The sequence below is a fragment of the Stenotrophomonas sp. SI-NJAU-1 genome (assembly GCF_020883215.1).
Taxonomy (GTDB): domain Bacteria; phylum Pseudomonadota; class Gammaproteobacteria; order Xanthomonadales; family Xanthomonadaceae; genus Stenotrophomonas; species Stenotrophomonas indicatrix.
This window is the reverse complement of sequence record NZ_CP086598.1, coordinates 2,553,424-2,574,066: the sequence shown is the minus strand read 5'-3', so window position 1 is coordinate 2,574,066 and position 20,643 is coordinate 2,553,424. Positions and strand designations below refer to the sequence as shown.

General features: G+C 64.1%; 18 protein-coding genes. 13 read left to right on the top strand and 5 right to left on the bottom strand.

Features of this window, described 5'->3' with window-relative positions:
- Positions 1-40 precede the first annotated feature (40 nt).
- On the bottom strand, positions 41-802 hold the full coding sequence (locus tag LMF57_RS11770) for an SUMF1/EgtB/PvdO family nonheme iron enzyme (RefSeq protein ID WP_208082485.1): 762 nt from the start codon (positions 800-802) through the stop codon (positions 41-43).
- Positions 803-1,247: 445 nt separating this feature from the next.
- Between LMF57_RS11770 and LMF57_RS11765 the strand changes: the two genes are divergently transcribed.
- Complete coding sequence (locus LMF57_RS11765) at positions 1,248-1,589, top strand: DUF2345 domain-containing protein (RefSeq protein WP_229289909.1); 342 nt, start codon at positions 1,248-1,250, stop codon at positions 1,587-1,589.
- Positions 1,570-1,809: a hypothetical protein gene (locus LMF57_RS11760; RefSeq protein ID WP_229289908.1), complete on the top strand. Its 240-nt coding sequence runs from the start codon at positions 1,570-1,572 to the stop codon at positions 1,807-1,809. The genes LMF57_RS11765 and LMF57_RS11760 overlap by 20 nt, the downstream gene beginning before the upstream one ends.
- A gap of 54 nt (positions 1,810-1,863) precedes the next feature.
- Here the strand turns inward: LMF57_RS11760 and LMF57_RS11755 are convergent, their stop codons facing one another.
- Positions 1,864-2,772: an SUMF1/EgtB/PvdO family nonheme iron enzyme gene (locus tag LMF57_RS11755; protein WP_229289907.1), complete on the bottom strand. Its 909-nt coding sequence runs from the start codon at positions 2,770-2,772 to the stop codon at positions 1,864-1,866.
- A gap of 354 nt (positions 2,773-3,126) precedes the next feature.
- Between LMF57_RS11755 and LMF57_RS11750 the strand changes: the two genes are divergently transcribed.
- Positions 3,127-3,306, top strand: a complete 180-nt coding sequence (locus LMF57_RS11750) for a hypothetical protein (RefSeq protein WP_229289906.1) — start codon at positions 3,127-3,129, stop codon at positions 3,304-3,306.
- A gap of 96 nt (positions 3,307-3,402) precedes the next feature.
- On the opposite strand, the gene LMF57_RS11745 is transcribed toward LMF57_RS11750, so the two are convergent.
- Complete coding sequence (locus tag LMF57_RS11745; RefSeq protein WP_229289905.1) at positions 3,403-4,314, bottom strand: SUMF1/EgtB/PvdO family nonheme iron enzyme; 912 nt, start codon at positions 4,312-4,314, stop codon at positions 3,403-3,405.
- Positions 4,315-4,479: 165 nt separating this feature from the next.
- On the opposite strand from LMF57_RS11745, the gene LMF57_RS11740 reads away from it, so the two are divergent.
- Together LMF57_RS11740 and LMF57_RS11735 are read left to right on the top strand one after the other, a co-directional pair.
- Entirely contained in the window at positions 4,480-5,421 is a 942-nt protein-coding gene (locus LMF57_RS11740) for a DUF6708 domain-containing protein (protein WP_229289904.1), read from the top strand.
- Positions 5,422-5,517: 96 nt separating this feature from the next.
- Positions 5,518-6,567 carry a DUF6708 domain-containing protein gene (locus tag LMF57_RS11735; protein WP_229289903.1) on the top strand — a complete coding sequence of 350 codons (1,050 nt, stop codon included), beginning with the start codon at positions 5,518-5,520 and terminating at the stop codon, positions 6,565-6,567.
- A 105-nt stretch (positions 6,568-6,672) separates the two neighbouring features.
- On the opposite strand, the gene LMF57_RS11730 is transcribed toward LMF57_RS11735, so the two are convergent.
- On the bottom strand, positions 6,673-7,434 hold the full coding sequence (locus LMF57_RS11730; RefSeq protein WP_229289902.1) for a hypothetical protein: 762 nt from the start codon (positions 7,432-7,434) through the stop codon (positions 6,673-6,675).
- A gap of 213 nt (positions 7,435-7,647) precedes the next feature.
- Here LMF57_RS11730 and LMF57_RS11725 point away from each other — a divergent pair, with 213 nt between their 5' ends.
- The 6 genes from LMF57_RS11725 (at position 7,648) to LMF57_RS11700 (ending at position 15,850) form a co-directional block, all read left to right on the top strand.
- Positions 7,648-8,517 (top strand): M15 family metallopeptidase, encoded by an 870-nt coding sequence (locus LMF57_RS11725; RefSeq protein WP_229291389.1) that lies wholly within the window; start codon positions 7,648-7,650, stop codon positions 8,515-8,517.
- A 102-nt stretch (positions 8,518-8,619) separates the two neighbouring features.
- Positions 8,620-8,880 (top strand): PAAR domain-containing protein, encoded by a 261-nt coding sequence (locus LMF57_RS11720; protein WP_208082475.1) that lies wholly within the window; start codon positions 8,620-8,622, stop codon positions 8,878-8,880.
- A gap of 42 nt (positions 8,881-8,922) precedes the next feature.
- Positions 8,923-10,356 carry a hypothetical protein gene (locus LMF57_RS11715; protein WP_229289901.1) on the top strand — a complete coding sequence of 478 codons (1,434 nt, stop codon included), beginning with the start codon at positions 8,923-8,925 and terminating at the stop codon, positions 10,354-10,356.
- A gap of 15 nt (positions 10,357-10,371) precedes the next feature.
- Entirely contained in the window at positions 10,372-14,082 is a 3,711-nt protein-coding gene (gene tssM, locus LMF57_RS11710) for a type VI secretion system membrane subunit TssM (RefSeq protein WP_229289900.1), read from the top strand.
- Positions 14,079-15,062: a type VI secretion system-associated protein TagF gene (gene tagF / locus LMF57_RS11705; protein ID WP_117310644.1), complete on the top strand. Its 984-nt coding sequence runs from the start codon at positions 14,079-14,081 to the stop codon at positions 15,060-15,062. Before tssM ends, tagF begins: the two co-directional genes overlap by 4 nt.
- Positions 15,063-15,064: 2 nt before the next feature.
- On the top strand, positions 15,065-15,850 hold the full coding sequence (locus LMF57_RS11700; RefSeq protein ID WP_205420707.1) for an OmpA family protein: 786 nt from the start codon (positions 15,065-15,067) through the stop codon (positions 15,848-15,850).
- Positions 15,851-15,901: 51 nt separating this feature from the next.
- Here LMF57_RS11700 and tssA read toward each other — a convergent pair whose 3' ends face one another.
- Entirely contained in the window at positions 15,902-16,963 is a 1,062-nt protein-coding gene (gene tssA / locus LMF57_RS11695) for a type VI secretion system protein TssA (RefSeq protein WP_208082473.1), read from the bottom strand.
- 237 nt (positions 16,964-17,200) lie between these two features.
- Between tssA and LMF57_RS11690 the strand changes: the two genes are divergently transcribed.
- Both LMF57_RS11690 and LMF57_RS11685 read left to right on the top strand, forming a co-directional pair.
- Entirely contained in the window at positions 17,201-19,963 is a 2,763-nt protein-coding gene (locus tag LMF57_RS11690) for a type VI secretion system Vgr family protein (protein ID WP_229289899.1), read from the top strand.
- 53 nt (positions 19,964-20,016) lie between these two features.
- The gene (locus tag LMF57_RS11685; RefSeq protein WP_229289898.1) at positions 20,017-20,631 is read left to right on the top strand and encodes a hypothetical protein; all 615 of its coding nucleotides are present in this window, start codon (positions 20,017-20,019) and stop codon (positions 20,629-20,631) included.
- Positions 20,632-20,643 lie beyond the last annotated feature (12 nt).

The following is a 20,643-nucleotide window of genomic DNA, read 5'->3' as shown; positions in this document are numbered from 1 at the left end:
GAGGGAGTGCGCTTCGCGTACTCCCTCCGATGGCGCATGCTCAATCGTGAACTACGCATCGGAACCCATATCCATAGTTCTGATTGGCCTCAATGTCCCTGCCTTTGGGATCCTTCCGCGCGGCCATATCAGGCGCGCGGGACGCACGCGTGAACGTCATCGACACAAGTGCGAGTGAATCCCCACCTTGGTTGGTGCTGCTGCGAATGACCTTTTCGCTCCCACTCTTTGGACCTTGCGGGTCGCGTAGGTCCTTTCCCGTATAGCTGGCTTCATACCAGTCCTGAACCCATTCATGGCCGTGATCGATCATGTCGTAAAGTCCTGCGGGATTGGGTGGATACTTGCCCAGAGCAACACCACTTCCATCCATGTTCTGATCGAAGCTGGCCACATTTCGACCATCGTCGATCCGACCGTTGTCAGTCGCATAAATTTCCATCTTCCCGCCTGAGCGTGCGGCATACTCCCATTCTGCCTCGGTTGGAAGTGCGGCTCGCTTCCCCGTCTTGCTTCCCAGCCAAGCGCAGAATTCTTGTGCCTGAGTCCAGCTCACCCCCGCTGACGCCTTTACGTCCTTTCGATAGAGGCCTGCATCGATCTCGGAAGTTCCGATCCGGGGTTGTCCGGTGCTATCGGAGAACGCATCGTACTGTTCAACCGATATCTTGTGAGCAGTTATCGAGAAGTCACTCAGCGTGATCTTGCGAAGAACATCGTCGTTGGTCTCACCGCTGTAAGGAAGCTTATCGGCATTGTGTACTGGACCAAAGTCACCCATTAGAAAGGTTCCACCCTTCATTCGAACCAGGTCCTGGATGATCTGCTCCTGAAGACTTGCGCCTGCATGTTCGCGCTCTTGAGCTTGGTGGGCGCTGTTGGCGGGTTTACCAGCGCATGCGCTAGGGGCAAGGGGAAGGAGGGCGAGAATCCCAATGGGCCACAGTCGATAACTACGCACATTCAGCTCCTTCTTGGTGTGTGCAGATGTTAGCAGCGTTGGGCGAATCTTTGAGTGAACCCTTGTTTCAGCCTTGCCATCGTTGAGCTTCGATCAATGGCGGGGCCCGGGGGCGGGGGCATGTAGAGGGGGCATGTAGAGGGGGGCTGTGCAGGGCCGCGCAAGCGCCAGCCTACACACATGCCTCCGGAACAACACCGAAAAGAGCGTGCCGTCGCCAGAACTCGATCACCGTCCCCGGCATGACAGCCGCCAACAACACGGTTGAGGGATCAATGCGCTGCCGGTGGACGCCACCCTGACCGAACTGCAGGAGGCGCTGCGCGCCACCCACAGCGGCAGTGCCGCAGGCAGTATCGCCGGCGGCGATGGCGAAGCGCCCGGCTGGAGTGCGCCGGTGCTGCTGGGCAGTGGCGTGGCCGGTGTGCTGAGCCTGACCCCAGCCGACCAGGTCTGGGTGAGCGGCACCCACACCACCCTGGCCAGCGGCGTGGCGCTGAACTGGATGACGCAGGGCTCACTGACACTGGCCGTTGCCGGCGGCCTGGGCCGGCGTGGAGCCCAGCGCCGAGAGCCCGAACCAGGGGCGCGGCAACGTGTTCGAGACGATGAACAAGCACTCCCGTGACAAGGTCGGAGATGTGGGGAATTCGTATCTGAAATCGTTCCTCGAGAAGCGCTCGAAGCTGCTCAGTGAGTTCCCGAAGGGGTATGAAGTGGCCCGGATCATGAGTATCGACGATCCAGTCCAATTGGCTGCGCTGGACGGCACTGAGTCGCCGACGTTTGCAATGATGGATCCCCCAGGGCTCTGGCTGGACCGGGACGATCAGACAATGCTTGCATGAATGCAGACGAGCGGCCGCACTCTGCCGCCCGCCTGCTACAAGAGTACTCGGCGCTCAGTCCTGAGTGGCGCAGCGGAATCCAAAGGTTCGATTCTGATTGACATCGATCACTTCACCATTGGGGTCTCTGCTCTTCTCAGGATTCGGAGGTCGGTGATCACGTGCAAAAGTCATTGAGGTGTGCACGAGAGAATCGCCGCCGCGTTTGCTGCTTCCGCGCAAGACTCTCTCAGCGCCATTCTTGGGGCCTGTAGGATTCCGAGTGTCACCGCCGGAGTAATTCTCCTCATACCAATCCTGCACCCATTCGAAGCCATGGTCTGTCATGTCGTAAAGTCCAGCAGGATTTGGAGGAAATTTGCCTAAAGCGGTCCCGACTCCGTCATCGTACTGCGAATAAGTTGCTACGTTCCGGCCATCATCAATGATGCCCGTATCGGTCGCAAAAATAACCATTTTACCGCCAGACCGTGCGGCGAACTCCCACTGCGCTTCCGTGGGCAGCACCAGCTTCCGGCCTGCCTTCTTTCCAGCCCAAGCGCAGAAATCAACAGCGTCCTGCCAGCTCACTCCGGCAGCGGCCTTGGAGTCGGCGCGATAAAGCGTCGCGTCAATCTTCGAACTGCCTACCCTCGGGCGACCAGTCGCGTCCGTGAAAGCATCAAAGTCCTCAATCGATACCTTGTGAGCCATGATCGAAAAATCGTCCAAGGTGATCTTGCGGAGGACGTCATCATTCATGGCGCCGCTGTAGGGCAGCTTGTCCTCGTTGTGCACGGGGCCGAAATCGCCCATGAGGAACGAGCCGCCCCTGATCGGCACCAGGTCCGATATGATCTTTTGCTGCGTAGCTGCGCCGGAATCGTGCTTCACCTGGCCAGCTCCTTCCTCCTTGGCGCAGGCGGAGGTGGTAAGCGGCAGGATGGCTAGCAGGATAGCTGTCCGAAGTGAAAGCATAGGCATGAAGGTTTCCTTTGGCCCAGCACTGCATACTAGCAGCGGATGAGACGTGCTAAGTGAGTGCCCCGTCGCGGCAGGAAGACTTCGTTCGTCGCGCTACAGGTGGTCCTATCCAGTTTGTGACACTCTGCCCATCTGTTCGATACGCATGTCGCGGTGGACGCGATTTTTTTGCCCGACTCCGTGGTAGCTCGCGGATTTTTCTGTCGCTCGGTGCACTACAGATTCTTGGTCCAAACCCGGTTTTGGTCGCGAGCGGGTCCTACGACAATCGCTTCGTTGCCATTCCGTCCGAGGTGACCTACCGGCAGCAGACCGAGGACGGCCGCGGCGTGTGAACTCCAGTGGTTGAACGTCATGCAGCGTATGACGATCGATGGAAAACCCAGGCCCGATGCAGGCAAGGCGGAAGGCGATGTTGTACGCTTCCTCGACTATGGCTACTCGTTGAACAATGATTTCCCGATTGATGATCCGGTACAGTTGGCTGTCTTAGACGGCGCCGAGGTGCCGACGTTCGCGATGATGGACCCATAAGGCTTGTGGCTGGATCGACATGATCAAACAATGCTTGCATGACAGCCGCAGGGCGGCGATTCTTCGCCGCCCTTCTAATCAGCTCAGCGGAATTTCTCAATCCTGAGTGGCGCAGCGGAATCCGTGGCTCCCGTTTTGATTGGAATCGATCTCACTCCCATCGGTGTCTCTAAACTTTGGAGGATTCGGCGGGCGATGGTCTCTCGCAAACGTCATGGCAGTGAACACAAGTGAATCACCGCCGTGACTATCGCTTCCTCGAATCACCTTCTCCGTTCCTTTCCTCGGGCCAAGAGGGTTTTTGGTGTCTCCGCCAGTATAGTTTTCCTCGTACCAGTCCTGTACCCACTCATAGCCGTGGTCTGTCATGTCGTACAGTCCGGCCGGATTGGGAGGGAACTTCCCCAAAGCGGTCCCGCTACCGTTTCGGTACTGGGAATAAGTCGCCACATTGCGACCATCATCGATGGTGCCTGTATCAGTAGCGAACACAACCATTTTGCCACCCGATCGAGCCGCAAACTCCCACTGAGCCTCGGTCGGAAGCGTGAGCTTTATGCCTGACTTCTTTCCAGCCCAAGCGCAGAAGTCAACAGCATCCTGCCAGCTCACTCCAGCTGCCGCTTTGGAATCGGCGCGATATCGCCTAGCGTCGAGATCGGAAGTACCCACCCTCGGGCGACCAGTCGCGTCCGTGAAAGCATCAAAGTCCTCAATCGATACCTTGTGAGCCATGATCGAAAAATCGTCCAAGGTGATCTTGCGGAGGACGTCATCATTCATGGCGCCGCTGTAGGGCAGCTTGTCCTCGTTGTGCACGGGGCCGAAATCGCCCATGAGAAACGAGCCTCCCTTGATTGGCACCAGGTCCGCCATTATCTTTTGTTGCGTAGCTTCACCGGAGCCACGCTTTGCCTCGGGAGACGGTTCTTTCCCCAGGGTGTATGTGGACGTAGCGAACAGCAGGATGACCAAGAGCGCCGCAGTCGGGGGCAAAAACCTAGACATGGGAAATTCCTTTGACCGAGTGTCGCATGCTAACGCGCTCGCCCAGCCGGCGCATCCGTACCGAGCGGCGGTGCGATGCGACATATGTCTCGCTCTGACGGCTCTGACCCCCCGAGTAATCACATTCCATGTCATCCTCCCCAAGGTGACGTGACAGGAGGTCGGATGTATACCGGATGGATGCGGGAATTTTCCGTGGGGCGTGCGCTCTCTGCCAAGGAAAGCGCGTCGCGTTTGGATGTGCATGCAGTGCAACCCGTAGCGCCTGCCGAGCGCGCCTGCCTGGTCCGCTTCAACTCGACCTATATCGATCTGATCGATCGTCGTTTCCGGCTGCGCGGCATGGTGTCGACCACCGTGGTTCTGCTTGGCACGTTGGGGCTGTTCCTGCTCGGCTTCTTTCTTCTCTTCACTCTGGTCATCCCCAACCTGGAGGGAGACGGCTGGGACTGGGTGATGTATGCGATGGTGGCTGCGTGCGTGATCGGCGCCCCCGTACTGTTCTGGCAAATCACCCTTCGATACGAGTTCTTCACCTACGTCTGGTACCCGACGAGGTTCAATCGGCGTAACCGCACGGTCTGCTTCTTCACCGGCGGGAAGGAGGGGGCCGTATCCGTTCGCTGGGATGAGGCCGTGTTCTACATCGGGCGAGGAACCAGCGAGGAGTTCCTGCGTGATCTGCGTTGCAGCATCATTGAGGATCACGTCGTCAAGCGGACCTTCGCTGTCGGCCACTACTTCGATGACGAGCTGAAGATACGGGCGATCTGGGAGTTCCTTCGTCGCTACATGGAGGACGGTCCTGCGGAAGTGGTCGACACTATCGACGGTCGGCAGATGAACCTGTCCGTGGTGCCTTCATTGCGCAACTGCTATCTGTTTGTGGTGGCCAGCCTTGGGCCAGCCATGCTCAGTGCCAGATTCATCCTGATGCCGCTGCTGTTGCCCCTGGTGTTCTGCCGGTGGCTGGTCCTGCGATCCTGCCGCATGCCTGTTTGGCCGCAGTGGGTAGAGGAAGAGTGTGCGGTTGATGCGGATGACCCATTTAGTCTGGTCGAGGCGGACGTCATGGCACAGGAGCAGGCCGATGCATCATCTACATGATCGAGCGCTCGTCAGGATGATTGTCGATCAACACAGAGCGGAGCAGCGGGTGCCGTTCAGCTGCGACTTCGCCTTCATGCACATGGGAGATAGGCGATGAGCCAGTTTGCTGGCTGGCTTGCCCAGCGGTATCGCAACAATCGTCCCCTAACTGGGTACGAAAAGGCTGCCGATGTGCGCAATTTCGACTCATCCACGTTTGCGCCGATCGATAAAGGAATCATCGCCATTGATGACGATTGCATCGATTTTGTTGATCGCCATTTCTTGTATCGGGGTTGGGCGCTGATGGGGGCGAGCGTCTTCATCACGCTGGGGCTGTTGTTTGTCATTGCGATGCTGCACGCAACTACGTCGCTGGTTGATCGGGCTGGGCCGCTCGAATCGAGTGAGGCGTATGCAATCGCAGGCTTGATCACCCTCGTTATTGCGTTCTTGGGGTTCATTCTCTGGAAGCTGCTCTTACGAGATGTTCTGCGTTACAGGTACTACCCCATCCGCTTTGATCGCACTACGCGTCAGGTGCACGTCTTCACGGGTGGTCGCAACAAGGTGGTGTCGGCGCCCTGGGCGGATGTCCACTTCATCATCGGAAGGGACAAGCCGACGGGGCCCGGCGAGGGCTACACGTACGACCTCAGAGGACTGGTGATCCGCGGCGATCAGGTTGTCCACACTTTCGCAGTAGGGTCGGATTGCGGCTCGAACCCCGCCATCGTTCTCGCCCACTGGGAAATGATCCGGCGTTTCATGGAAGAGGGCCGTTCCGCACTTCCGTTCCCGCCATTGCAGCTATACACCTCGGTGGTACCGAGCTTCCGCAATGCATTCATCATTCATGTGTCTTCGGCCGGCTCAGGGCTGATGTGGATCGCGATGCCGCTCACCTTGCCCTGGGCGCTGTTCCGCTTCCTGGCGATGAAGCTGTGCCGGAAGCCCGTCTGGCCGGCATCCATCGTCAGGGGCAGGGCGGCGGCTTCTGCTGGTGCGCCGCCACTCCGCGCCCCACTTGTGTACGGGCGGGTCGATCATGCAGGAGGGCGCGCGGAGGAGATGGAGCGCTTCTGGAAGGACTCGATAGCTGCAGCGAAGGCCCGCAACGACGAGGTGCGGCAGCAGCTGCTGCGGGCAACGGACGGTACCTGACCAAGCAGGTGGTGGTTGTGGAGCTGCACGGCCGCAGCGTGTGCGGACCGGGAAGCGTCTACGGGGAAAGCTGGGTCGAGCATGGCTCGACCCTGCAGAAGCACCTTACATCGCCGGGCAGGCCGGATCCTTGCCGCTCACCGCTGCGCAGATCCGTCGGCGGCAATCCACGCCCTTCAGTGAGGTCGGGCTGGGGCAGCTGCGCAGCTGTGCCTGGATGTTCGATTCGGTCGACGCGGACTTCTTGCTGGCCACGCGCTCGAAGGCGGCACGCTCGTCCTCGGCACGCTTGCGCTGGTCGGCTTCGATCTGCGCGATCAGGTCGTCCATGCTCTGCGGCTGGGCGTTGGCCTTCGTCTTGGCCTTGGCCTTGTCTTCTTCCTTGATGATGCCGAGCAGGGTGCCGAGCAGGTTTTCATCTCCCTTGCCCTGGCTGCCGGCCCGCGCCGCGTCACGCGCGCTGCGTGATGCCGTCGCCGTGCTGCGTGCACCGGTGCCCGTTGTTGCTGCGGCGGGTGCTGCGGTTGCGGCGGCTGCATCAGCCGGAGCGGGCGCTGCGTTCTCTGCAGGTGCAGGCAGCGCAGGCTCGCCCACCGCAGGCGGCGCATCCACGATCATGGCCGCACCGTCGCGCGACGACGTGGCGGGAACATCCGGGTGTCCTGTTGCCTGAGCCGGATCCGGATCGGGGGTCAGCGAATACTCGCTGGGCTCGGGATAACCGGCACTGCCGGACAGGCCCCACGCCGCAAGCCCGGCAATGGCGACCACGGCGGCACCGATGCCCAGCCACAGCCCGAGGCGACGGCTGCCGCCAGACGATACGCGCGCAGCACGAGGGGAGGCGGTTGCCTGCCGGCCCTCCATGTCTGCCAGAATACGGCCCGCATTGGGGGCCTGGCCTTTGTTCTGCGCTCCCCCTGAGAGCAGACTTGGCCGGTTGATTCCGCCATTATTCAAGTGCTTCCAGCCCTTGGTTTGAGTCGGCAACCACTGCCGAAGCGAATTTCCGCATTCTTAGTGAAAGCGGTGGGGGGCGTCAACCAGATCGCGTGTCAGGGAGGACCAGTGTTGCCAATCGTGGTTGCCGCCATTGCCGTCGTGCTGCTTGTGGCACTTGTGTGCTGGGTGTTGTTGTTCCCCGAGACGGTCGAGGCGTTGCGCCAGGCGTTGGCGCGCCGGCTGGGCGGATTCCGCCGCAAGGCGGGGCGGATGGGCGACAAGGTCGGTCACGGCGTTACCCGGGTGCGGAGTGGGGTTCGTGAAGAGGCGGGTGCGGCGCATGGCGCGATCCGACGCCATTGGCCGATCCTGGCGATTGCTGCAGCCGTCCTGCTGATTCCTCCAACTGTGATATTGGTCACACGCCAGACGGTGGTGCTGGAGGACTTTCGCGGCGATGATCTGGCCGAATCCAGTTCGATGGTGGCGCAGTTGTTGCGGGGCGAACGCCTGGCGCCGCCACCGCCGCCGCCGCCGGAGGTATTCACCACCGCTGAGGTGCGCCGTCTGCGGCCTGAAATTGTGACGGCGGACCGCAAGTGGAACCAGATCGATCCCGATCTGCAGCAGCGTGTGCTGGCCATTTACGAGGTGATGCGGCGCCAGTACGGGTACGAAATGGTGTTGATCGAGGGCTATCGCAGTCCGGAGCGGCAGGCTGAGTTGATGGCCGGCGGCAAGGCCACCCGCGCCGGTGCGTGGCAGAGCTGCCACCAGTATGGCCTGGGCGTGGACAGCGCCCCGATCCGTGATGGCAAGCTGCAGTGGGACATGAATGACGAATGGACCAAGCGGGGCTACTTCCTGTACGGCGAGCTGGCCCAACAGGCGGGGCTGGACTGGGGCGGCAACTGGCGCAGCATCAAGGACTACGTTCACGTGGAAATGACGTCGCGCTGCCGCGCAGCGCGTGCTGCCAAGCGCGAGGAGCTGTCACGCCAAGGGTGATAACCACAGGGCGGTACTGGTATCGTTAGGGCGATGAACTGGGTCGCCGGGGAGCAGGAGGCGATGGAGCGCCAGGTCAAACAGGATCAAGGAGCATGATGGATGGCACGACCATTTATTGTCGTCGGTGACAAGCTCAGCCACGGTGGCAGCGTGGTGGCAGGTACCGGCGAGACCGACATCAATGGCAAGCCGGTGGCGCGCGTCGGTGACCGCGCGGTGTGCGCTCTGCATGGGGCGACCACGATCGTCAGCGGCGATGCGACCGTCTTGATCGACGGCCAGCCGGTGGCGCGTGACGGAGATCGTACCGGTTGCGGTGCGACACTGGTGGCGTCGCAGGCCGCTACCGGCCTGCGCTGAGCGGCGCGGTCGACGGGAGCAGGGCATGGAGCAGGGCAACTGATGGCAGGATGGCTGGGCAAGGCAGCGTCGGTGGTGATGGTGTTCATCGCTACCTGGGGCGCAACGATTCTCTACTGGCGCAACAGCGGCACGGTACCGACCGGCATGCAGATGCTGGCCTACCTGGGCCTGCTGCCTGTTGGGCTGAGCAGCGCCGGTTTCATGCTGCGCGGTGCGCTGCAACGTGGCGCAGCGTCTGCGCTGGACAGGGCCGCGCCTGATGACGGCAGGGCAGGAAGTGCAAACCATGAGGCGGGCACTCCGGCGTCCGTGGCCCCACCTTCGGTCGCGCTGCTCGCCGGCACCCTGCGGTTGGGCATCGACCTGGATGCCCCGTCACTGCTGGCCATGGCTGCCGTGCCGCCGCGCCCATCGCTGGATGGCCGCTTCCGTGACAACTACAACCTGCCGGTACGGATGAGCGCGGCCAAGGACCTGGATGAGTTCGAGGTGGTGCAGGTGCGGCAGGATGGCATCGATACGGCGGCGCATGAGCGGCGCGCGCTGGCGCTTCTGCGCCCTGTGCTGGAAGAACTGCTGGAAACGGTGTTCACCACGCTGCCGGAAGTGGTGGCCTCTGAAGAAGTGGTGGTGGCCGGCCTGCGTCGTCGCGACGAACAGCGCGTGGAGAACGTGCTCACCATCGAACTGCTGGTGTCCGGCAGCTGGTCCGATCCGTTGCGCCACTGGGCGCAGGAATGGCTGCTGGACCAGGCGCGCCGGTCGGGCCTGGATGCACGCCGCTTCGATGCACGCATCACCATGCTCGATGGCGCGCGCGAGGTATGGCCGCATCTGCAGCGGATGATCGATGCGCTGGCGACGGACCAGCCGCGCTGGCATCTGGTACTGGCGGCCTCATCCTCCATCGATTCCGCCGTTGTCGCGGCCTGGCAGGCGTCCGGGGTGCTGGCCACCGCGCAGAATCCCGATGGCCGGGTGCCGGGCGAAGGCGCTGCCGGCGTGCTGCTGTCCAGCGCGGCGCTGGCGCATGAGGGGGCTGGCCGCCTGTGGCGCCCGCAGCTGGTGCGTGCCGAGCAGATCGAAGGCCAGCGTCCGGCTGAGCAGCGCCGTCAGTTGGCGGCGTTGGCCACGAATTGGCACGCGTCGCTTTGCCAGGACCCGGTGCAGCCGCAGTTCGTGCTGCACGATGCCGATCACCGCGGCGATCTGATGGTCGATGCCGCAGCCATCGCCGCGACATTGGCGCCCGATCTCGATTTCAGTCCGCAGAGCCTGGCGCTGGCCGTCAGTGCCGGCGAACTGGGGCCGGTGCTCCCGGTTGCCCAGCTGGCATTGGCCCACGCACAACTTCAACGCCAGGCCGAGCCGGTATTGCTGCTCGGCGTCGCCGACAACCAGCAGCGCTTGTTCGGCCTGGTCGACCCTCTTCCTTCCCCGACGCTGCCGGCCGACGTGCCGTCGGCCACCTGACCCCTGGATCCCTGCATGAGTTTGAGCAATTTCAGCTACTACCTGCGCGATTACCGTCTGTGGATGGTGATCGGCCTGGTCGGTGCCGCGGCGCTGGCCCACTACGGTGAAGCCGAGGCGCGGCAGATAGGCATCTGGGTGGCCGTGGTGCTGGCGGGCCTGTTGCTGCTGGCGCTGCTGGTCTGGGGCATCAAGCGGATTCTCGCCCGTCGCGCGGCCAAGCGCGTGGAGGCGATGGTCAAGGACGAGGCAGACAAGGCGGTGGCCTCGTCGCAGCCGGCGCAGCGGGCCGACACCGAGGCGCTGCGGACCCGCATGCTGGATGCGGTCAAGCAGATCAAGTCTTCCCGGATGGGCATGCTGAAAGGCAACGCGGCGCTCTACGAACTGCCGTGGTACGTGATCATCGGTAATCCCGCGGCGGGCAAGAGCACGGCCATCCTCAACTCCGGGCTGCAGTTCCCTTTCGAGGACAACCGCGGCAACGTGGTGCAGGGCATCGGCGGCACCCGCAACTGTGACTGGTACTTCACCACCAACGGCATCGTGCTCGATACCGCCGGCCGTTACTCGGTGAGTGTCGATGACCGCATGGAATGGCTGACCTTCCTCGGTCTGCTGAAGAAGAACCGCCCACGCGCGCCGATCAACGGCGTGATCATCGCCGCCAGCCTGGCCGAGCTCTCGGGCAGCAAGCCGGAGTTCGCGATCGAGCTGGCCAAGAACCTGCGCCAGCGCGTGCAGGAGATCACCGAGCGCCTGGAAGTGTTCGCGCCGGTGTACGTGCTGTTCACCAAAGCCGACCTGATTGCCGGTTTCAGCGAGTTCTTCCGCAACCTCGACCCGGGCGAACGCGAGCATGTGTGGGGGGCGACGTTGCCGTTCGACGTGCAGCAGCAGGGCGATGCGCTGGCTGCCTTCGACAGCCACTTCGACGAGCTGGCCGAAGGCATCAAGGAGATGAGCCTGACCCACATGGCAATGCAGCGTGGCCGTGAAGTGTCGCCGGGCCTGCTGTCATTGCCGCTGGAGTTCGTCGGCATCAAGCCGGCGCTGCGCACGTTCATCGCCACGCTGTTTGAAGACAATCCATACCAGTTCAAGCCGGTGTTCCGCGGCTTCTACTTCTCCAGCGCGCTGCAGGAAGGACGCTCGGTACACCATGCTTCCGAGCGCGTCGGCCGCCAGTTCAGCCTGGAGCGCGGCTCCAATGTCGATGAGGCGCCGACCGGCCATACCGCGTTCTTCCTCAAGGACCTGTTCCGCAAGGTGATCTTTGCCGACAAGGAACTGGTGCGGCAGTACTCCAGCCCCCACCAGAACCGCCTGCGCTATGGCGTGTTCCTCGGCGCGGTGGGCGTGCTGGCGTTGGCGCTGGGCCTGTGGACCTGGTCGTATACGACCAACGCGCAGCTGGTAGCCAATGCGACCAAGGACCTGGACCAGGCCGTGCGCGTACAGAAGGATCGCATGGACCTGAAGTCGCGCATCGACGCGCTCCTGCTGCTGCAGGATCGCATGGAGCAGCTGGACCGGTACGGGAGCGAAGGCGGCATCACCACCCATCTGGGCCTCTACCAGGGCACGGCGATCCGCGAGAAGCTGCTGCGTGAGTACAACCACGGCATGCAGCAGGTGATGCTGGCGCCCACCGTGTCGAACCTGGAGAACTACCTGGGCCAGGTGGTTGCCGAGCGCGACAAGCTGGGGCAGGGCAACAGTACTGCCGCCGAGAGCGAAGTGCTGTACCAGAATGCCTCGCCGACCAGCACCAACGATGCCTACAACGCGCTCAAGACCTACCTGATGCTGGGCAATCCCAAGTACGTGGAAGGCGCGCACCTGTCACAGCAGCTGACCCTGTTCTGGCGTACCTGGCTGGAGGCCAACCGCGGCCAGATGAGCCGCGAGGAAATGGTCCGCGCGGCCGAGAAGCTGATGACGTTCTACGTGGCGCAGGCGGGCAAGCCGAGCTGGCCGCAGGTACAGAACAAGGTGACCCTGGTCTCCGACACGCGCCAGGCGTTGGGCCAGGTGATGAAGGGCCAGCCTGCGATGGAACGCGTGTATGCGCAGATCAAGGCCCGTGCCGGTGCGCGCTTCACCACCACTACGGTCGACAACCTGATCGGTGTCGAGCGCAATGGCCGGATGATCAACGGCAACTACGCCATCTCCGGCGCCTTCTCGCGCAAGGCGTGGGAAGAGTACGTGCAGGATGCGATCAAGGAGGCCGCCAATACCCAGCTGAGCACCACCGACTGGGTGCTGGGTACGACCGAGCAGAGCGACCTGTCGCTGGCCGGCAGCCCGGAGCATGTCTCGCGCGAGCTGGTGAACATGTACAAGAACGACTACGCCCGCGAGTGGACCAAGTTCCTGCAGGGCCTGAGCGTGGCCGAGTTCAGTACCTTCGATGAGGCTGTCGGCCGCATCAACAAGCTGGGCGACGCCAGCAACTCGCCGCTGCGCGTGCTGCTGGAGCGCATCAACGAGGAGACCGTGTGGGACAACCCGCAGGCGCTGGCGCGCTCCAGCAAGGCGCGCAAGGGTTTTGTGGCCTGGTTCCAGCGCACCATCCTGCGCAAGGACCCGGCAGCAGCGGCAGCGGCGCAGCCGGTCGGCCCGATCGGCAAGGCCTTCGAGGGGATCGCGCGGCTGACCAGCGAACGCGGTGACCAGCCTGCGGTCATCACCGCTTACTTCGAAACACTGGCCAAGCTGCGTGCGCGCCTGAACGCGATCAAGAGCCAGGGCGAAATCGGCGTTGGTACCCGCAAGCTGATGCAGGACACCTTCAGCAACGAGGGTTCGGAACTGAGCGTAGGCCTTGCACTGGTGGACGAGCAGGTGCTGACCGGGCTGGACGAGAAGCAGCGCGAGGCACTGCGTCCGCTGCTGCTGCGGCCGCTGACCCAGACCTTCAGCACGCTGATCGCACCGACCGAGGACGAGGTGAACAAGACCTGGAAGGCGCAGGTCTACGATCCGTTCAAGGCGCGCATCGGCCAGCAGTACCCGTTCAACCTCAACTCCGATGTCGACGCCGCACCGAGCGACATCGCCGGCATCTTCGGCGCCAACGGCAGCATCGCCGCCTTCAACAAGGAGGCGTTGGGCACCCTGGTGATCCAGCGCGGTCCGTTGCTGGAGACCCGCCGCTGGGCCGGGCAGGGGGTGAACCTGTCGGCCGAACTGGTGGCAAATTACGGCAACTGGGTGAGTGGTTCGGCGGCCGGTGCGGCGCAGGACACCACCATCTTCGAGATCCTGCCGGCGCCGGCGGCCGGAGCGCTGGAGTACACCATCGAGATTGATGGCCAGGTCCTGCGCTACCGCAATACGCCGCCGCAGTGGACCACCATGCAGTACCCCAATGCCGGCCAGGTACCGGGTGTGAAAATCACCGCGGTGACCGGCGATGGCCGCACGGTGGAGGTGTTCAGTGCACCTGGCGCCAACGGCTTCAACCGCTTGATGGCTGAAGGCGAGTACGAGCGCCTGGACGACTCCAGCCGCATCACCTGGAACGGCAATGGCGTGGGGGTGACGGTGGAAATGCGCATCGTGCGCCGTGCAGGCAGCGGTGGTGCCGAAGGCGGCGGCGACTGGCAGCGGGGGCTGCAGCTGCCCGAACGTGTGGCCGGTGGTACGCCGGTCGCTCCGGCACCGGCAGCCGCGCCTGCAGCACCGGCACCGGCACCGGTCACTGGAGGTGCCCGATGAGCCGAGTCGTCAGCGCCGGGGTGTCTTACTTCGGCAAGGTGCCGTCGCGTGGCGATTTCGTCCGCGCGGCCGAAAACCACCAGTTGCTCGGCTGGCTGGACCGCTGGGCCGGCGAGAGTCTGGAACTGCTGAGCCAGAGCCCTGACTGGAAACAGCGCTATGACGAAGCGCCGGAAATCCACTACGCGTTCCTCGGTTCGCGCAGCAAGATGGTGCTGTGCGGTCACTTCCTGGCCAGTCGCGACGCGTCCGAGCGACGCTTCCCGCTGTTGTCGGCGCTGCGCCTGGATGCGCCGGAGCCGCTGCCCTTCATCGGGCGCAGTCCGCTGGCGATGTCCAACGCATGGTCAGGCCTGGCGCGTCTGGCCCGCCAGGCCTACCAGGACAGTGACGCCGCACAGGCACTGGCGCAGCTGGCCGATGCCCGTTTCAGCATCAGCACCGACCCCGGTGATTACAACGGCAGCTTCCAGGATTTCCTGGAAAGCACCACGGTGGCCGATCTCGAACAGCGCCTGCGCGATTCCGGCCACGGCGATGTAGCACTGCGCCAGGTGCTGCCGGCACTGGGCCTGCTGTTGCAGCCGGTGCTCAGTGGCGGTGACGTCAACATCGACAAGGCACTGGTGTTCCCGCTGGTGCGCGATCCGGCCTATCGCCCGCTGGTGGCGGCGTTCTGGCTCGACCTGCTGTCCAGTTTCGTCGCCCGCGGCGACTTCGAACTGGCCGTGCTGATCCGCAATGACGCCGCGCCGAGCATGATCGTCGGCTTCAACGGCGCCGACCGCCAGGTGCTGCGCGCGGTGCTGGATCCGGCCGAGGCCGGTGACTTCCTGATCCGCATCCAGCACTCCGAATGGGTGGATGACTACATGCGCGGCGACTACAACCTCAACCGCTTCGGCAGCTTCCTTGATCGTGACGACCTGGCCCTGGCCACCGCACGCAAGCTGTTCGGCGAGACTTTCCTGGGAACCTGACGATGCGCCTGTGCAATTCTCTCTCTCTCGTGCTGCCGCTGCTGCTGGCTGCCGCGCCCCTGTCGGCGCAGAACACGCCGGCAGCAGCCCAGGCGACCGCGGAACGCCCGGTGGTGATCGAAGGCGTGGTGCCTGACCAGGCGACCAAGGCCAAGCTGCTCAACAACCTGCGCGCGGTCTACGGTGCCGACCGTGTGGTAGACCGCGTCCAGGTCGAGACCATCGCCACCCCGCCGAACTGGGGCGATTACGTGTCCGGCATGATCAATCCCGGCCTGAAACGGGTATCACCGGGCAAGCTGGAAGTGAACGGCCAGGCAGTGAAGATCAGTGGTGAGGTCGGCAACGAGGCCCTGCGCCAGCAGGTCGCCAGTGACCTGAGCCTTGCCAGCAACACCAGCTATACGGTCACCAACGCACTGAAGGTGGGTTCGCAGCAGAACGTGCTGGACCAGACCCTGGCCAACCGCATCATCGAGTTCCAGAGTGGCAGCGCCCGTCTCACGCCGTTCGGCATGAGCATCCTTGATGAGATGGTGGCCAAGATGGCGCAGATGCCGGACAGTCGCTTCCTGATCATCGGCCATACCGACAATGTCGGTCAGCGCGAATCCAATCTGACGCTGAGCCATGCGCGCGCGCTGGCGGTGAAGAACTACATGATGTCCAAGGGGATCCCGGGCAGCCACATGGATGTGCTGGGCAAGGGGCCTGACGAGCCGGTGGCGGACAACACCAGCAACGATGGTCGTGCACGCAACCGTCGTATCGAGTTCAAGATCCAGTAAGTACGGCGGAGAGCGGGCGATGCCCGCTCTCCGTCCTGCGCCCGGAAATGCTCAGTCTTCCGGATTGACGTCCAGCATCTCTTCCATCTGCTCCAGCGTGCCGTGGTCCTTGATGACCCGCTTGAGCCAGACGTGCAGCGGCATCTCGCCCCAGCGCGCGGCCTTTTCGGCCAGGTAGGCCACCGGGCTGTGCGGCTCGGTGCGACGGAAGAACTCCGCTACCTGGCGCAGCTGCTGCAGGGCCTCCTTGCGCGAGCCTGGCGCACCGGATGCACCACGGGGGACGGACGTGGCCGGGGCGGTATCGAAAGCGGGTGCGTCCTCGGCGAAGCCGGCGCCGCTGAGCGTGTCCTCTGCCGGCCCGGTCTCACCATCGAGCAGTACCCCTGCCTCGCGCGCGAAGCGCAGCACGGTACGCTGCAGATGCTCGAGCTGCTCGCGAACCGCGCTGAAGCTGGGGCCGTCCAGGCCGAGCCGGTTGTCGACCGCCGCCTGCAGCTCGGCCAGGGCCTGGCTGCAGTCCGGCAGGTCGTCGGCCAACTGGCGATAGAACCCGTGCTGGGTATCGCGGCGGGCGGCATTGAGGATATCCAGGCCCGGCCGGCCGTCATCATCCTCGCCACTGTTGGCGCGGGCATGGGCGTGCTCGAAGTCGGCCAGGCTGAAGCGGCCCTGCGGCGCGGCGACGATCGGTACTGCGCGCAGCCACTGCAGTGAATTGGTCAGCAGCCAGCTGAGGTTGCCGATACGCTCCTCGAAGTCGCCGTCCGGCGCCTGCGGGTGGACGTCGTCCCAGAACCGGTCGCACAGGCCGGCGGTGACCCGGTAGCCCGCCGCCAGGCCCTGGAATCCCTCCAGCTGGGTGGCGGCTTCGCTGAGCCAGCCGGCCAGGCGCAGGTCCTTGGTGCGGGCCTGCAGCAGGTCGGTGGCATCACGCAGCACACTGGTCCAGTCGGCGTACTTGATGTCGGTCTGCCAGGCACCCTGGTCCAGGGTCGGGTCGTCGGCACGACGGTTTTCAATGATCCGATCGAACTCGGCCGAGAACGACAGGTCTTCACCGGTCGGGGCGTGGTCCGAAATCGGGGCCAGCAGGGCTTCCTGATCCAGCATGGCAGGTCTCGTTGGGGACTGGAGGTCGATTCTAGCCGTTGAACGTGAATGCAGTTACTGGATCATGACCACCCGCTCTGGCTGAATACGATATGGCGCCGATTGTGTGACAAATGCCACAGTTCATCGCCGCATGTCGCGCCGTCATTTTGACGAACATCCCGATCTGGTAGATTTGGCGGCTGGAAACCGACGCAAGGTGCCTGTGAATTGGGCGTCTTTCACTCTGGATATGGCATGGATCAGCTGAACAACCTGATGACGCAGCTCGCTGGCCTCGGCGATGCCCAGCGTCTGTATCGCTTGCAGTCCGAGGCATTCGCGGCATGCACCGTGGAGCGCTGGCGTGGACGCGATGCCCTGGGCGAGCACGCGTGGACCGAAGTGGACGTGCTTTCCACCGACGCAGGCGCTGCACTGGACGCAGTGCCTGCAACACGCGCAACGCTGATCACGCAGCTCGCTGACGGTGGCCAATCGCAGCGCAGTGGCCTGGTGGCCGATGCCGCGCGGATCGGGGGTGATGGCGGGCTGGTGCGCTACCGTCTGCACCTGGTGTCGTGGACCTGGTGGCTGCAGCATGCGCGCCACAGCCGTGTGTTCCAGGAGCAGAACATCCGCGCCATCGTCGACGCAGTCCTGGCGGCACACAGCGACATCGCGCGCTGGCGCTGGGGCGAGGGCGTCGACGACTTCCTTGGCGGGCGCGTGCGCAGTTACTGCGTGCAGTATCGCGAAAGCGATCTGGACTTCCTGCAGCGCCTGCTCGCCGAAGAGGGGCTGGGCTGGCGGCTTTACGCCGACGAAGAGGCGCCCTGCGGCAATGTCATGGAGATCTTCGCCGACAGCGTTGCGCTGCCCGAGGATGCAACCAGTGCCGGCACCGGCGTGCGCTTCCATCGCAGCGATGCCACCGAAGCCAGCGACAGCGTGCAGGCCATCGGCATGTGCCGGAGCCTTTCCAGTACTGCGGTCAGCCTGCAGAGTGATGACTATCGCCAGGTCCGTGCGCTGGCCGGTCAGTCGCCGATGGACGGCGGTGGCAGCGGCTCGGCGCGCGAGGATTTCGACCCCGTCGGTGCCTATGCCTTCAGCGATGGTGCCGCCGCTTCGCGCCACGCCCGGCTGCTGGCGCAGGCGCGCGAAGCACATAGTCGACGCTGGCGCGGCCACGGCACCGTGCGCGGCCTGCGATCAGGGTGCTGGCTGCGGCTGCAGCAGGCTCCGGGGGCGACTCCGCCGGAGCTGCTGCTGGTTTCGGTGGACCACGCTGGCATCAACAACCTGCCTACCGATCTGCGGCGCAGCCTTGAAGATGCGTTCGGCATCGCGCCTGGCGGAAGCGAGGACGCGACGCTGTGGCAGCAGGCCGACGCGGTCGGCTATGGCAACCGGTTCGAAGCGGTGGAGCGCAGCACGCCATGGCGGCCGCAGCTGCTGGATGGCACCGGCGCCCGCCTGAATCCCCGCCCGACCGTGCCGGGCTATCAGACGGCAGTGGTGGTGGCCGGGCAGGGCGGCGCCAGCAGGGACCTGCATGCCGACAGCCACGGCCGCGTGCGCGTGCGCTTCCATTTCCAGCAGGGACAGGGTGAGGGGGGCAACGACAGTGCGTGGTTGCGCGTGGCACAGCGCTACGCGGGCCCGGGCGTCGGCAGCCAGTTCCTGCCGCGCATCGGCCAGGAGGTGCTGGTCGGGTTCCTGGACGGCGACATCGATCGGCCATTGGTGCTGGGGACGCTGTACAACGGGCGTGGCGAGGCCGGCGTAGCGCCGACGCCCGCCGGCGCCAGCAGTGAGGGCGACGTGTCTGCCTACGGCCAGGCCGGCGATGCACGCAACAGCGCGCAGGCCAATCTCAGTGGTGGCCAGGCGCCAGCGTGGCACGCCGCTGGCGCGGGCGAGCAGGCCCATCGGCAGGGCGGTGCACTATGGGGTATCCGCTCGCGCGAATGGGATGGCGGTGAAGGCAGCAACCATCTGCTGTTCGATGACTCCGACCAGCAGCTGCGCGCGCAGCTGGCCAGCAGCCAACAGGTGTCACAGCTGACGTTGGGCCATCTGCGGCACCAGGCCGACAACTATGTCGGCAGCGTGCGTGGCACCGGCTTCGAACTGCGCAGCGATGCGTGGGGCGCGGTACGCGCGACGGCGGGCGCGTGGTTCACCGCCTATGGACATCAGCCATCCGCACCTGCGGGCGAAGCGGTGCAGCCGTCAGCGCTGCTGGCCCAGCTGCAGACGCTGGGCGAGCGCTTCACCCAGGCTGCGCGCACGCATGTGACCAGCCCGCTGGCGATGCAGGAGGGGGCCAAGGCCAAGCAGCGCTCCGCATTGATGACTGATCAGTCTCCTCTGCCGGGCATTCTCAAGAGCGTCCGCACGGCCTTGACCGGCGAGGCATTCGACCCGGCAACGGAACAAGCCAGGAAGCGTGATCCCGCGCCTGGTGAGACGCGCGTGCCACACAGCGGCGACCCCCTGCTGGGCATGGCCGCGCCGGATGGCGTCGTGCAGGTCGCCGGACAATCGTTGCAGTGGTCCAGCGGTGAAGGGCTGCTGTTGTCCAGTGGCGGCCACAGTGACATGACCGTGATGGGGCAGGCGCGCCTTCATGCGTCGCAGGCACTGGGCATGCTGGCCACCGCCTCCACCGGGGCGGGCGCGGATGGTACCGCGCTGGCCGCTGTCGCCGGTGTGGGCGAGCTGGATGTGCAGGCGCAGGCCGATGCAATCCATGTTCAGGCCCGGCAAGCGCTGCAGGCTGCCAGTGCTCAGGGTGTGGTCGAGGTCGAGGCGGGCAAGGTGGTGCATGTCGCAACCAGTGGTGGCGCCAGTATCACCCTTGAAGGCGGCAACATCACGTTCGCATGCCCCGGCGTGATCACCGTGCACGCAGGAACGAAATCCTTCCTGGGCCCCGCCCAGTTCAAGACCGAACTGCCGACCTGGAGCCAGAGCGATACATCCAGCTGGAGACTGACCGGATTCTCGGGGTGATCCAGCGCGTGCCCCGTTATCACTCCTGGGATTCTTCGACAAGGCATCGAACCATGAATCAGAGCAAGCCGCTCTACCGTCACCCGCACATCGCGCTGCATCCACTGCTGCTGGCGACGCTGCTGTTGCCACTGTCTGCGTGCGGGAAAGTGACGCCTCAGGATGCCGTGCAGGAGAACGCCCCGCGTTCGGCGCAGGCCGCCATCAACGCGCAGATCGCGGCCGACGCGCGCGCCGCGCAGGGGCAGGCGCCTCTGCCGGGTGACCCGGACAGCACCGAAACGCTCTTCGACGGATTGCTCGACTGCCAGCCGAAAGGCTGGTACCTCAGCGCTGAATCCGGTCGGCCCGCCAATCCTTACCTGGCCCGGCACGCTCCGGAGCCATGCGAACGCGATGAGGAGTTCGGGATCGCGTACTTCTGCGTCAAGGCTGATTTCCATGGCTTGCCGGTGGAGAGGGTGGTCGCCCATCTGGGGACCGCGCCCACACCCATCGGCATCCTGATCGATCTGCCGCTTGACCAGGCGCGCGCACGCGCACGCAAGTCGCTGGGGTCCGATTTTCCCGATGATGGGCACAGCCAGGGCGGCGCAAGGCCGACGCTCGGCCCACAGGGTGACAACGCGCAGAAGTCGCAGCTGATATGCACGCCCGATTGGGCTTGATCAAGGATAGAG